Source organism: Streptomyces malaysiensis subsp. malaysiensis (genome assembly GCF_040653035.1).
Classification (GTDB): domain Bacteria; phylum Actinomycetota; class Actinomycetes; order Streptomycetales; family Streptomycetaceae; genus Streptomyces; species Streptomyces malaysiensis.
The window spans coordinates 596,249-609,890 of sequence record NZ_JBEZNG010000001.1 but is presented as its reverse complement, the minus strand read 5'-3'; the positions used below and the strand labels follow the sequence as shown (position 1 = coordinate 609,890).

General features: G+C 69.6%; 9 protein-coding genes. 5 read left to right on the top strand and 4 right to left on the bottom strand.

The window, feature by feature from the left end; translation table 11 throughout:
• Positions 1-98 precede the first annotated feature (98 nt).
• The 4 genes from AB0E24_RS02685 to AB0E24_RS02670 form a co-directional block, all read right to left on the bottom strand.
• Positions 99-869, bottom strand: a complete 771-nt coding sequence (locus tag AB0E24_RS02685) for a succinate dehydrogenase/fumarate reductase iron-sulfur subunit (protein WP_069864413.1) — start codon at positions 867-869, stop codon at positions 99-101.
• Entirely contained in the window at positions 866-2,821 is a 1,956-nt protein-coding gene (locus AB0E24_RS02680) for a fumarate reductase/succinate dehydrogenase flavoprotein subunit (RefSeq protein WP_093700547.1), read from the bottom strand. Before AB0E24_RS02680 ends, AB0E24_RS02685 begins: the two co-directional genes overlap by 4 nt.
• Before the next feature lie 15 nt (positions 2,822-2,836).
• Entirely contained in the window at positions 2,837-3,688 is an 852-nt protein-coding gene (gene sdhC / locus AB0E24_RS02675; protein WP_069864409.1) for a succinate dehydrogenase subunit SdhC, read from the bottom strand.
• A 78-nt stretch (positions 3,689-3,766) separates the two neighbouring features.
• The gene (locus tag AB0E24_RS02670; protein WP_069864407.1) at positions 3,767-4,051 is read right to left on the bottom strand and encodes an Rv0250c family protein; all 285 of its coding nucleotides are present in this window, start codon (positions 4,049-4,051) and stop codon (positions 3,767-3,769) included.
• A 307-nt stretch (positions 4,052-4,358) separates the two neighbouring features.
• Here AB0E24_RS02670 and AB0E24_RS02665 point away from each other — a divergent pair, with 307 nt between their 5' ends.
• The 5 genes from AB0E24_RS02665 (at position 4,359) to AB0E24_RS02645 (ending at position 13,632) form a co-directional block, all read left to right on the top strand.
• Entirely contained in the window at positions 4,359-6,443 is a 2,085-nt protein-coding gene (locus AB0E24_RS02665; protein WP_359374508.1) for an ABC transporter family substrate-binding protein, read from the top strand.
• 976 nt (positions 6,444-7,419) lie between these two features.
• Positions 7,420-9,315: a translational GTPase TypA gene (typA, locus tag AB0E24_RS02660; RefSeq protein WP_069864403.1), complete on the top strand. Its 1,896-nt coding sequence runs from the start codon at positions 7,420-7,422 to the stop codon at positions 9,313-9,315.
• A 625-nt stretch (positions 9,316-9,940) separates the two neighbouring features.
• Entirely contained in the window at positions 9,941-11,584 is a 1,644-nt protein-coding gene (locus AB0E24_RS02655) for a peptide ABC transporter substrate-binding protein (RefSeq protein WP_069864401.1), read from the top strand.
• A gap of 148 nt (positions 11,585-11,732) precedes the next feature.
• Entirely contained in the window at positions 11,733-12,659 is a 927-nt protein-coding gene (locus tag AB0E24_RS02650) for an ABC transporter permease (protein WP_069864399.1), read from the top strand.
• The gene (locus AB0E24_RS02645; protein WP_069864397.1) at positions 12,652-13,632 is read left to right on the top strand and encodes an ABC transporter permease; all 981 of its coding nucleotides are present in this window, start codon (positions 12,652-12,654) and stop codon (positions 13,630-13,632) included. Before AB0E24_RS02650 ends, AB0E24_RS02645 begins: the two co-directional genes overlap by 8 nt.
• Positions 13,633-13,642: the final 10 nt, after the last annotated feature.

Here is a 13,642-nt window from a genome sequence, read left to right as displayed (position 1 = left end):
CAGGGGCGGAGCCCCTGGTATCGGGAAGGGGCGGGGAGGGGAGCAGCCCGCCGCAGGCGTCACATCCGCCGGACACCCACCAGCACCCCCCCGCGGAGCTACTGCCCCCGCCGCCGGATCTTGTTGCCCAGCCAGACCAGCGGATCGTACTTACGGTCCACCGCCCGCTCCTTGAGCGGGATCAGCGCATTGTCGGTGATCTTGATCTGCTCGGGGCAGACCTCCGTACAGCACTTGGTGATGTTGCAGTAGCCCAGTCCGTGCTCCTCCTGCGCGGCGCGCTTGCGGTCGAGCCCGGTGTCGCCCGCCGCGTCCAGCGGATGCATGTCCAGCTCCGCGACCCGCATCAGGAAGCGCGGCCCCGCGAACGCCTCCTTGTTCTCCTCGAAGTCCCGCACCACATGACAGGTGTCCTGGCACAGGAAGCATTCGATGCACTTGCGGAACTCCTGCGAGCGCCCCACGTCCTCCTGCCACATCCGGTACTCGCCGGGCCCCAGCCCCTCCGGGGGCACGAAGGACGGCACCTCACGGGCCTTGGTGTAGTTGAACGACACATCGGTCACCAGGTCCCGTACCACGGGGAAGGCCCGCAGCGGGGTGATGGTGATCGTCTCGTCCCGGTCGAACACCGACATCCGGGTCATGCACAGCAGCCGGGGCCGTCCGTTGACCTCCGCGCTGCACGAACCGCATTTGCCCGCCTTGCAGTTCCAGCGGACCGCCAGATCGGGGGCCTGGGTCGCCTGGAGCCGGTGGACGATGTCGAGGACGACCTCGCCCTCGTTGACCTCGACGTGGAAGTCCTTCAGACCGCCGCCGTCCTGGTCGCCCCGCCACACCCGGAAGTGGGCCTCGTACGCACTCACTGGGTCAGCTCCTCGTCCGTCAGGTACTTCACCAGCTCGTCCTTCTCGAACAGATTCAGCAGATCGGGCCGGATGGGCGGCGTCTCACGCCGCTCGAGCCGGATCTGGCCGTGTCCGGTGTCGGGTGCCGCCAGACCGCCCGAGGGGTCGGAGAGCCGGCAGACCAGATTGATCCGCCGCCACTGACGGTCCATCTCCGGACAGTCGTCGCGGGTGTGCCCGCCGCGGCTCTCGGTCCGCTCCAGCGCGGCACGGGCCACGCACTCGCTGACCAGCAGCATGTTGCGCAGATCGATGGCCAGGTGCCAGCCGGGGTTGAACTGCCGGTGGCCCTCGACCCCGGCGCGGCGCGCCCGCACCCGCAGACTGGCCAGCCGGTGCAGCGCCTCCTCCATCTCCTCGGCCTTCCGGATGATCCCCACCAGGTCGTTCATCGACTGCTGGAGCTCCTGGTGGAGGGTGTACGGGTTCTCCGGCGGCCCGGCCGGGCCCGCGGTCTCGTCCGGCTCCCCGGCCTCGGCGCTGAACGGGCGCAGCGCCTCGGCCGCCGCCAGGTCCAGCTGTGCCTCGTCCGGCACCGGACGGGTGCCCGAGTCCGCGATCTCCTGGGCGTAGCGGGCCGCGTGGAGCCCGGCGCGGCGCCCGAAGACCAGCAGATCGGAGAGGGAGTTGCCGCCGAGCCGGTTGGAGCCGTGCATCCCGCCCGCGACCTCGCCCGCGGCGAACAGCCCGGGGACTCCGGTGGCGGCCGCGGTGTCCGGATCGACGTCCACCCCGCCCATCACGTAGTGACAGGTCGGGCCCACCTCCATGGGCTCGGCGGTGATGTCGACGTCCGCGAGCTCCTTGAACTGGTGGTGCATGGAGGGCAGCCGCCGCTTGATGACCTCGGGGGACATCCGGGTGGACACATCGAGGAAGACCCCGCCGTGCGGGGAGCCCCGGCCCGCCTTCACCTCGGCGTTGATGGCGCGGGCCACCTCGTCGCGGGGGAGCAGCTCGGGCGGACGGCGGTTGTGGTCCGGGTCCTCGTACCAGCGGTCGGCCTCGTCCTCGGACTGGGCGTACTTCTCCTTGAAGACGTCCGGGATGTAGTCGAACATGAACCGCTTGCCCTCGCTGTTGCGCAGCACCCCGCCGTCGCCGCGCACCGACTCGGTGACCAGGATCCCCTTCACCGAGGGCGGCCAGACCATACCGGTCGGATGGAACTGCACGAACTCCATGTTGATCAGCGGGGCGCCCGCGAGCAGCGCGAGCGAATGGCCGTCGCCGGTGTACTCCCAGGAGTTGGAGGTCACCTTGAAGGACTTGCCGATGCCGCCGGTGGCCAGCACCACGGCCGGGGCCTCCAGCGCGAAGAAACGGCCGGACTCGCGCTCGTAGCCGAAGACACCGGCGACCCGGTCGCCGTCCTTGACGATGCGGGTGACCGTGCACTCCTGGAAGACCTTCAGCCGGGACTCGTAGTCCCCGGTCTCGGCCTTGTCCTCCTGCTGAAGGGAGACGATCTTCTGCTGGAGGGTGCGGATCAGCTCCAGGCCGGTGCGGTCCCCGACATGGGCGAGGCGGGGGTACTCATGGCCGCCGAAGTTCCGCTGGGAGATCTTGCCCTCGGGGGTGCGGTCGAAGAGCGCGCCCCAGGTCTCCAGCTCCCAGACCCGGTCCGGGGCCTCCTGGGCGTGCAGCTCGGCCATCCGCCAGTGGTTGAGGAACTTGCCCCCGCGCATGGTGTCGCGGAAGTGCACCTGCCAGTTGTCGCGCTCGTTGACATTGCCCATGCTGGCGGCGATGCCGCCCTCGGCCATCACCGTATGGGCCTTGCCGAACAGTGACTTGCAGATGACGGCGCAGCGCATGCCCTGCTCGCGGGCCTCGATCGCGGCACGCAGCCCGGCGCCGCCCGCGCCGATCACGACCACGTCCCACGCCTGCCGCTCGACTTGCGTCATCGATGAGCACCTCTCCTAGAAAAAGCGGGGATCGTCGAAGGCACCGCTCGCCACCAGATAGACGTAGAAGTCCGCGACGGCGACGCTGATGAGAGAGGCCCAGGCCAGCTGCATATGGCGTGCGTTGAGCCCGCTCACCCAGCCCCAGAACCGATAGCGCACCGGGTGCTGGGAGAAGTGCTTCAGCCGGCCGCCGACGATATGGCGGCAGGAGTGGCAGGAGAGGGTGTACGCCCAGATCAGCGCGATGTTGGCGAGCAGCACCAGGGTGCCGAGGCCCATATGGCCCCAGCGGCCGTGCTCGTCCCGGAAGGCCAGCACGGTGTCATAGGTGAGGATCCCCGCGACGATCACCGCGAAGTAGAAGAAGTAGCGGTGGATGTTCTGGAGGATCAGCGGGAAACGCGTCTCGCCGGTGTACTTGGCGCGCGGTTCGGCGACCGCGCAGGCGGGCGGTGAGGCCCAGAAGCCCCGGTAATACGCCTTGCGGTAGTAGTAGCAGGTGAGCCGGAACCCCAGCGGGAAGATCAGGATCAGCAGCGCGGGGGACAGGCCCCACCACGCGCCGAAGATCTCCCAGTTGGCGCCGCCCTTCATCGGCACGCAGTTCTGGGCGACGCAGGGCGAGTAGAAGGGGGAGACATACGGCTCGGCGTAGTAGTCGTCACCGGCGAAGGCCCGCCAGGTGGAGTAGACGACGAACGCGAACAGCCCGGCCGCGGTGATCGCGGGGGAGAGCCACCAGCGGTCGCTGCGCAGATGGCGGGCGGGGATGGCGGCGCGCGAGGCGCCGTTCACGCCGTGCGGGGCCGTCCCACGGCCTGCGGGCGCGGGGGTGGTGGCTTGGGGGTCGGTGCCTGTGGCCAAGAGGAACTCCGCGGTGGAGTGGTATCGGGGGACGACGGTGGTGCGCGCCCCGATGACGGAAGGCGCGCGGGGGCATCCCTAGGGCGCGTGGCGATCTCGCGCGCCGAGGCCCTCGTCGTCGACGTCCGACCACAGCGCACTGTTGTACGGGGCGTCGGGGACCGGAACCATCTCGGGGCGTGGTCGCTCCTCGGGAGCCGTCTCGCGCAGGAGGGCGAGGCTCTCCCGCAGGTGGTCCGCGTCGGTGCGGACTCTGCGTATCTCCAACCCGCCGGCGCCCACTCGCTGCTCCAGTCGGGAGACCGAACGCACCAGGTCATCGAGACAGCGTTGGACGGCCGTCAAGTCGTCGTTCAAGGACATGACTTGCCCTCACTTCCGCGGTTGCGGTTGGCGACGCTCATGCGACAGCGAGTGTTACGCGCCGCGGTCGTGGTTGTGAAGGGATCTGTCGTGATTGGCGGAGCCACCGGCGGGATTCCGCCGCCGCGCGCCGGAGTGCGCGCCCGCCGCGTTGATCCGGTCGGGTGATCCTTTCCCCTCATGGCCGTCTCCGTGGCCCTCTCGGCGTGCTGTCCCATGAACCGTCGCTTTGAGTGAGGAGTATATGCGATCAGCGTCACACTATGCCAAATGCGCATATATCCGTCACCCTGCGGAGGTACGAGCCATGCCCATCACCAAAGGCCGCCGCGCCATGCTGCTCGCCGCGGGGGTGATGCTGCCGCTGCCCGTACTGACCGGATGCAGCTCGGACGACGACGGTCCGCCGCCGCCCGCTGCCTGGGACATCGCCGCCGCGCCCCGCGCCGGGACCACCGGCACCGGCACCCTGCGCTGGGCCGTGGACGCGACGCCCACCACTCTCAACGCCTTCTCGAAGACGGCGGACACGGGCACCGAGCGAATCGCGGGCGCCGTGCTGCCCTCCCTCTACACCCTGGACGCCCGGGGCCGTCCCCAGCGCAACGGCGACTATCTGACCTCCGCCGACGTCACCTCGAGCGACCCCAAGCAGGTCGTGGTCTACAAGCTCAACCCCAAGGCGGTGTGGAGCGACGGGCGCCCGCTCGGCGTGGAGGACTTCCAGGCCCAGTGGAGGGCGCTGCGCGGCACCGACGACAAGTACGGGACGGCGCGCAACGCCGGCTACGACCGGATCGCCAAGGTCGAACCCGGGGACAAGGCGCACGAGGTCAAGGTCACCTTCGCCAAGCCGTACACCGACTGGCGCTCGCTGTTCACCCCGCTCTATCCGAAGAGCGTGATGGGCAACCCGGCGGTGTTCTCCGCGGCGGCGAGTAAGGGACTCGCGGTCGGCGCCGGGCCCTTCATGGTCCGCCAGGTCTCGGACAACTCCGTCACCCTCGTCCGCAACCCGCGCTGGTGGGGCGACCGGGCGCGGCTGAGCCGGATGGTCTTCCAGGCGGTGCCGGCCGAAAAGCGGGCCCAGGCCCTGATCGCCGGGCAGCTGGACCTGGCCGAGGTGGACCCGGCCACTGCCCGGCGCATCCGGGCCACCGCCCCGGGCAAACAGGCCGCGGGCGCCGACCAGGGCTCCTCGGCCCCGGGCAAGGCGGGCGCGCCGGAGCCGTCCACCGGCGGCCGGGCGACGGCGGGGGCCCAGGGCGGGGCGACGGGCGACACCGACAAGAACCGGTCGCGGAACCGGGCGCTGAGCGGTTTCACCCTGCGCAAGGCCCTCGACCCCGCCTACACCCAACTCGCGCTCAACGGCACCAAGGGCCCGCTCGCCGATGAGCGGGTGCGCCGCGCGGTGGCCCGCGCGATCGACCGTAAGGCCCTGGCCAAGGCGGTGCTGAAGCCGATGGGGCTGCCGTCCGAGCCGCTCGGCAACCATCTGCTGATGGCGGGCCAGCCGGGCTACAAGGACCACAGCGGCGCCCTCGGCGACCCGGACAAGAACGCCGCGCAGTCGCTGCTCGCCGACGCGGGCTGGCGGGCGGGGGGCACCGGGAGCCGGCAGAAGGCGCTCGACGGCAAGACGGACGACCGGGGCCGACCGCACAGCGCCCCGACGGCCACGGAAACGGACACCGCCACGGACACCGCCACCGAGGGCACCTCCGGAACGCCGTCCGAGACCGCGTCCCAGAGCGCCTCCGGTACCGCGTCCGGCACCGCGTCCTCCGAGCGGTCCGCCGGCGCCGCCCCCGCGGCGGGTGACGCCGGGCGCTCCGGGCGGCTCGGCGAGGCGGCCGTCGTACGGAAGAAGGGACGGCCGCTGGTGCTGCGCTTCGTCCTCCCCGAGGACCAGGCCGGCGCCCAGCTGAGCACGGTCGGCCGACGCATCGCGCGGATGCTGGAGAAGATCGGCGTCCGGACCGAGATCACCAAGGTCTCGGGCGAGAGCTACTTCCGGGACCACATCGCCACCGGCGACTACGACCTGGCCCTCTACTCCTGGCCCGCATCCGCCTACCCGGCCACCGACGCCCGCCCCATCTACGCCAAGCCGCAGCCCGCCGCCGACGGTTCCCTGGTCGTCGAGCAGAACTACACCCGGGTGGGCACCGACCAGATCGACCAGCTCTTCGACCAGGCGCTCTCCGAGCTGGACGGCGGGGCCTCCCGCTCCCTGGTCAGCCGTGCGGACGCCCGGATCTGGGCGGCGGCCGGATCGATTCCGCTCTATCAGCGACCGCAGCTGATCGCGATGCGCAAGGGCCTGGTCAACGCGGGCGCCTTCGGCTTCGCCACACCCCGCTACCAGGACATCGGCTTCCGCCGCTAGGGGCACCCGCCAGCCCTTTCCCCACCCCACCCCTCCCCACAACTGGGGCTTCGCCCCAGACCCCACAACTGGGGCTTCGCCCCAGACCCCACAACCGGGGCTTCGCCCCAGACCCCGGACCGGGGTTCTGCCTCAGGCTCCGGTCCGGGACTCTGCCCCTTCCCGCAGCATCGATATGCGGCTCCGCCGCGTGTGGGGGCTTCGCCCCAGACCCCGGAACCGGGGCTCCGAGCCCCGGGCCACGAGCCGGGGCTGTCGCTTCTGCCTCCGGTCCGGGGCTCTTGCCCCTTCCTGCGGCCCCTTGCCGCGGCATCGGTATGTGGCTTCGGCGCGTGGCGGGGCTCCGTCTCTGCCTCCGGCCCGGGGTTCTGGCCCTTCCTGTGGCGTCGAATTGCGGCTGCGGCTGCGCCGCGTGGTCGGGCTTCGGGGTCCAGGGGCGGAGCCCTTGGTATCGGGAAGGGGCGGGTAGGGGAAAGCATCGACATGCGGTTCCGCCGCGTTGCGGGGCTTCGACCCAGCCCCCAGGCCCCGGCCGCGGTTCGGGGCCCCCAGGCCCCGGGCCGGGGTTCCGGGCCCCCAGACCCTGGAACCGGGCTCCGAGCCCCAGGCCCCGGGCCGGGGTTCTGCCTCTGCCTCCGGTTCGGGGCTCTCGCCCCCTTTCCGCAGCCCCTTCCCGTGGCGTCGATTTGCGGCTCCGCCGCCTGGTCGGGGGGTCGGCCCGGACGCCGGGGTCCAGGGGTGGAACCCCTGGTATCGGGAAGGGGCGGGGAGGGGAAAGACCCGCCGGGCACACCGCGGCCGCACCGGCCACCCGCGGAGTCCACGGGTGAGGCGACCGGCGCGGGGGCGGGCTGCGGCATCCGTCCCCGCGCCGTCCCCGTACCATGGGGGTGAGGCCGAGGCGTGATCAGCCCGGCGGAAGGCGCGCCGCACCAGGAGCGCGCCGCCACCCAACAACCGGGAGAAGCGCGCTTTCATGCCCACGCGCCACGACATTCGTAACGTTGCCATCGTCGCCCACGTCGACCACGGCAAGACGACCCTCGTCGACGCCATGCTCAAGCAGGCGGGCGCGTTCGCCGCCCACCAGCACGTGGACGACCGGGTCATGGACTCCAACGACCTGGAGCGCGAGAAGGGCATCACCATTCTCGCGAAGAACACCGCCGTGAAGTACCACCCGGCGGACGGCGGCGACCCCGTCACCATCAACATCATCGACACCCCCGGCCACGCCGACTTCGGCGGTGAGGTCGAGCGCGGGCTGTCCATGGTCGACGCGGTGGTCCTGCTGGTGGACGCCTCCGAGGGGCCGCTGCCGCAGACCCGCTTCGTACTGCGCAAGGCGCTCCAGGCCAAGCTGCCGGTGATCCTGTGCATCAACAAGACCGACCGGCCGGACTCGCGGATCGACGAGGTCGTCAACGAGGCGTACGACCTCTTCCTGGACCTGGACGCGACCGAGGAGCAGATCGAGTTCCCGATCGTCTACGCCTGCGCCCGTGACGGTGTGGCCTCGCTGACCAAGCCGGAGGACGGCACCGTCCCGGCCGACAGCGACAGCCTCCAGCCGTTCTTCTCCGCCCTCCTGGACACCGTCCCGGCGCCGGAGTACGACGCGGCCGCGCCGCTCCAGGCCCATGTCACCAACCTGGACGCGGACAACTTCCTCGGCCGTATCGCGCTGCTCCGGGTCGAGCAGGGCGAGCTGAAGAAGGGGCAGACGGTCGCGTGGATCAAGCGCGACGGCACCATCTCCAACGTCCGGATCACCGAGCTGATGATGACCGAGGCGCTCACCCGCAAGCCCGCCGAGGTGGCGGGCCCCGGTGACATCTGCGCCGTAGCCGGCATCCCGGACATCATGATCGGCGAGACCCTGGCCGACCCGGAGAACCCGGTCGCGCTGCCGCTGATCACCGTCGACGAGCCCGCGATCTCGATGACCATCGGCACCAACACCTCCCCGCTGGTCGGCCGCGGCCCCGGCGGCAAGGGCGCCGACAAGTCGGCCGTGAAGGACCGCAAGGTCACCGCGCGGCTGGTCAAGGACCGGCTCGAGCGCGAGCTGATCGGTAACGTCTCGCTGCGTGTGCTGCCCACCGACCGCCCGGACGCCTGGGAGGTGCAGGGCCGGGGCGAGCTGGCGCTGGCGATCCTGGTGGAGACCATGCGCCGGGAGGGCTTCGAGCTGACCGTCGGCAAGCCGCAGGTGGTCACCCGGGAGATCGAGGGCAAGGTCCACGAGCCGATCGAGCGCATCACCATCGATGTGCCCGAGGAGCACATGGGCGCGGTCACCCAGCTCATGGGCACCCGCAAGGGCCGGATGGACAACATGTCCAACCACGGCTCCGGCTGGGTCCGCATGGAGTTCATCGTCCCCTCCCGCGGTCTGATCGGCTTCCGCACCGAGTTCCTGACCGCGACCCGCGGCACCGGTATCGCCCACTCCATCCACGAGGGCCACGAGCCGTGGTTCGGCGAGCTGAAGACGCGTAACAACGGCTCTCTGGTGGCCGACCGTTCGGGCGCGGTGACCGCCTTCGCGATGACCAACCTCCAGGAGCGCGGTGTGCTGTTCGTCTCGCCGGGCACCGAGGTCTACGAGGGCATGATCGTCGGCGAGAACTCCCGCTCCGACGACATGGACGTCAACATCACCAAGGAGAAGAAGCTCACCAACATGCGGTCCTCCACCGCGGATGTGACCGAGTCCCTGGTCCCGCCGCGGATGCTCTCGCTCGAGCAGTCCCTGGAGTTCTGCCGCGACGACGAATGCGTCGAGGTGACGCCGGAGACGGTGCGGATCCGCAAGGTGGTGCTGGACCAGAAGGAGCGCGCCCGCTCGGCCGCCCGCGCCAAGCGCTGATGCTCGCGCCTGGGTGCCAGGCATTGACGCGCGCCCCCGGGTGCCAAGCGCCGACGCTCACGCTCCCGGGCGCCAAGCGCCGACGCTCACGCCCCCGGGTGCCACGCGCCGAAGCTCGCCCCCGGCGCCATGCGCCGGGGCCCGCTCCGGGCGCCGCCGCGCACACCGGCGCCGATCACGGAGCGTAGGCGCCCCACCGCGCCTCGGTGAGCCGCCCAAGGCCCGGACCCACCGCTTCCACGGCGGGGGTCCGGGCTCTTGCCATGTCAGCAACGTGCCAGTCAAGCGGTTATCCGGATCCGGGCGTCCGGATATCGGCGTCCGGGCTCCGCATGATGTGTTAACAGTCCGTTTCGCGTGTGTCTGTCTGGGACAGTTTTGTCCGGATTTCAAAGCTCCGCGCGTAGATGCTGTGACCAAAGCGAGACCCATAAGGTGTGGTTTAAGGGCCGGACGTGCTCAATCATGGGGTCCATTGAGCTCGGGTCAATGGGTCACACGCTGTGGGGAGCGCGGACCTACGAGCGCATCTGGGGGGTTCCGGTCCCTTTCGCTGTCAGGGGTGTCAGCGTGTCTCCGGGCGCCCCCTCTCGTAGTGACAGTGGACTCCTGAGGAGGCAAACCCATGCGCGGTGCCAAGAGCGCCAAGTGGGTCGCGTTGGCAGCGGTCGTGGCGCTGGCCGCGACCGCCTGTGGTGGTAGCGACAGCGACAGCGGCAGCAATGACATGAACAAGGGCACGGCGGACCCGAACGGGATACTCACCGCCCAGCTCGGCGAGCCGCAGAACCCGTTGCAGCCGGCGAACGCCAAGGAGAGCCAGGGCAGCCGTGTGCTGCGGGCGATCTTCGCGGGCTTGGTGGACTACGAGCCGGGCACCGGCAAGCTGGTATACGTCAACGCGGAGTCGGTCACCCCCAACAAGGACTCCTCCGTCTGGACCGTCAAGCTCAAGCCGGGCTGGAAGTTCCACAACGGCGAGGCCGTGACCGCGAAGTCCTACGTGGACTCCTGGAACTGGTCCGCCAACGTCGAGAACAACCAGACCAACTCCAGCTGGTTCCAGGACATCAAGGGCTACTCCGACGTCCACCCGGACAAGGGCAAGCCCAAGGCCGACAAGATGTCCGGCCTGAAGGTCGTCAATGACAACGAGTTCAAGATCGAGCTCAATGGCCCGGTCTCGTACTTCGCCTACAAGCTGGGCTACGACGTGTGGGCCCCGCTGCCCAGCGGGTTCTTCAAGGACCCCAAGGGCTTCGGTGAGAAGCCGGTCGGCAACGGTCCCTACAAGTTCGTCTCGTGGGACCACAAGAAGATGATCAAGGTTCGGAAGTACGCCGACTACCAGGGCCCGAACAAGGCCAAGAACGGTGGCATCGACTTCAAGAACTACACCACCGCCGACGCCGCCTACTCGGACCTGCGCTCCAACAACCTCGACTGGATCGAGCAGGTCCCGACCACCGCGCTGACCAACTACAAGACCGACCTGGGCAAGCGCGCGATCGACGAGGAGTACTCGGCGGTCCAGGCGATCGTCCCGGCCTTCTACACCAAGCAGTTCAAGGACATCGACCCCAAGGTCATCCAGGGTCTGTCCATGGCGATCGACCGCAACACGATCACCAAGACCGTGCTGCACGGCTCCCGCACCCCGGCCGACAGCTATGTCGCCCGCGGCGTCCTCGGCTACAAGGCCGGTGCGCTCAAGGAGCAGGTCACCTACGACCCGGCCAAGGCCAAGGCCCTCATCAAGGAGGGCGGCGGTGTCCCGGGCAACAAGATCTCGATCCAGTACAACGCCGACCAGGACCACAAGCCCTGGGTGGACGCGGTCTGCAACAGCATCCGCAAGGCCACCGGCGTCGACTGCACCGGCGACTCCAAGCCCGACTTCCAGGCCGACCTGAACGCGCGTGACAAGCACCAGGTCAAGTCGATGTACCGCGGTGGCTGGGTGCTCGACTACCCGGTCAACTCCAACTTCATGAGGGACCTGTACGGCTCCAAGGCGGCCGGTAACACCAGCGGCTACGCCAACAAGGAGTTCGACGCGCTCGCCGACAAGGCCGACAAGGCCGCCACGCTCGACGAGACCGTGAAGCTCTACCAGCAGGCGGAGCAGGTCCTGGCGAAGGACATGCCGGCGATCCCGCTGTGGTTCTACAAGGTCAACAGCGGCCAGTCCAGCAAGATCCTGGGGAAGATCCCCTACGGTCAGGACGGCGACCCCATCTTCACCGACGTCCAGGTGAAGAAGAAGTAATCATCGGGACCGCCGGCCGGTGCCGCCGCTCCTCCCACCGGGGAGCGGCGGCACCGGCCCGCAGGCGTGAGGCCCGCAGCTCATCCCCCCACCCGCGTGGCGCAGACGAGACGTGGCCTCCGCCGCCCCCCAACGGCATGGAGGCATAATGGGGCGCTACGTCGCCAGGCGACTGCTCCAGATGATCCCGGTCTTCATCGGGACAACACTGATTATTTTCCTCATGGTCCACGTCCTTCCCGGCGACCCCATCCGGGCGATGTGGGGCGACAAGGCCGCGGACCCCGCGCAGGTCGCGTCGCTGCGCCATGAGTTCGGGCTCGACCAGCCCCTGTGGAAGCAGTACATCGACTACATGGTCGACCTCTTCAAGGGCGACTTCGGCCAGACCTTCGGCGGCCGGCCGGTCTCCGAGGAAATGGGGATGGCCTTCCCGGTGACCCTCCGCCTCGCGGCGGTGGCCCTCACCATCGAAATCATCGTCGGCATCGGGCTCGGCGCCTGGGCCGGCCTCAAGGCGGGCCGTGCCGTCGACACCGGCGTGCTGATCTTCACCCTGATCGTCATCTCGATGCCGGTCTTCGTCCTCGGCTACCTCGCCCGGTTCATCTTCGCCGACGAGCTCGGCTGGCTGCCACCGAACGTGCAGGACTCGATGGACGTCCAGCAGCTGCTGCTGCCCGGCTTCGTCCTCGCGATGCTCTCCATGGCGTATGTGGCCCGGCTGACCCGCACCACCTTCGCGGAGAACCTGCGCGCGGACTACATGCGCACCGCGCTCGCCAAGGGGCTGCCGCGCCGCCGGATCGTCGGCGTCCACCTGCTGCGCAACTCGCTCATCCCCGTGGTGACCTTCCTCGGCACCGACGTCGGCGCGCTGGTCGGCGGCGCGGTGGTCACCGAGGGCATCTTCAACGTCCAGGGCGTCGGCAATCTGCTCTTCAAGGCGCTGGGACAGCGGGAGGGCACCACCATCGTCGGTGTCGTGACGATCTTCGTCCTCGTCATCCTGCTGATCAATCTGCTCGTCGACCTGCTGTACGCGGTCCTGGACCCGAGGATCCGGTATGCCTGACATGACCAAATCCCAGTCCGGCGGCACGGCGGTCGACACGGCGGTCGACGCCGGGCCCTCGCAGGCCGCCGCGGACGCCGTCCTGGCCCCCGGCGCCGTCTCCCAGGGCAAGCCGCGCTCGCTGTGGGGCGACGCCTGGTTCGAGCTGCGCCACCGTCCGCTGTTCTGGATCTCGGCGGTGCTGCTGGTGCTGCTGCTGGCCATCGCGGCGTTCCCCGGCCTGTTCACCAGCGCCGAGCCGCGCAACGGCGATCTGACCAACCACTTCCTGACCAAGCCCGAGCTGACCCACTTCTTCCAGGCCGACTGGTTCGGCTACGACGGCCAGGGCCGCTCCATCTACGCCCGGGTCATCTACGGCACCCGCGCCTCGATCATGGTCGGCGTCGGCGTGACCGCGGTGGTGACCCTCGTCGGCGGTCTGCTGGGCATGGTGGCCGGGTACTTCGGCGGCTGGATCGACTCGATCATCTCCCGGCTCGTCGACATCTTCTTCGGCCTGCCGTTCCTGCTCGGCTCGATGGTCGTCCTGAACGCCTTCACCGAGCGCAAGGTGTACGTCGTGATCGCGGCGCTCGCCTTCCTCGGCTGGACCACCATCGCCCGGGTGATGCGCAGTTCGGTGATCACCGCCAAGCAGGCGGACTACGTCACCGCGGCGCGTGCGCTCGGCGCGGGCACCGGCCGGATCCTCTTCCGGCACGTCCTGCCGAACGCTCTGGCCCCCACCATCGTGGTGGCCACCATCTCCCTCGGCGCGTACATCTCCGCCGAGGCCACGCTGTCCTTCCTCGGCCTCGGCCTCGCCGACCCCACCATCTCGTGGGGCATCGACATCTCCGACGCCAAGGACGCCATCCGGGACAACCCGCATGTGATGTTGTTCCCGGCCGGAATGCTGAGCCTCACCGTGTTCGCATTCATCACGCTCGGCGACGCGGTGCGCGACGCCCTCGACCCCAAGCTGCGCTGAGGAGGGCGTA

Bases quoted from the DNA above. Each gene is read 5' to 3' on its own strand.
- AB0E24_RS02645 (WP_069864397.1), top strand. From the start codon at position 12,652: ATGCCTGACATGACCAAATCCCAGTCCGGCGGCACGGCGGTCGACACG.
- AB0E24_RS02655 (WP_069864401.1), top strand. From the start codon at position 9,941: ATGCGCGGTGCCAAGAGCGCCAAGTGGGTCGCGTTGGCAGCGGTCGTG.
- AB0E24_RS02665 (WP_359374508.1), top strand. From the start codon at position 4,359: ATGCCCATCACCAAAGGCCGCCGCGCCATGCTGCTCGCCGCGGGGGTG.
- AB0E24_RS02680 (WP_093700547.1), bottom strand. From the start codon at position 2,821: ATGACGCAAGTCGAGCGGCAGGCGTGGGACGTGGTCGTGATCGGCGCG.
- AB0E24_RS02650 (WP_069864399.1), top strand. From the start codon at position 11,733: ATGGGGCGCTACGTCGCCAGGCGACTGCTCCAGATGATCCCGGTCTTC.
- AB0E24_RS02670 (WP_069864407.1), bottom strand. From the start codon at position 4,051: ATGTCCTTGAACGACGACTTGACGGCCGTCCAACGCTGTCTCGATGAC.
- typA (WP_069864403.1), top strand. From the start codon at position 7,420: ATGCCCACGCGCCACGACATTCGTAACGTTGCCATCGTCGCCCACGTC.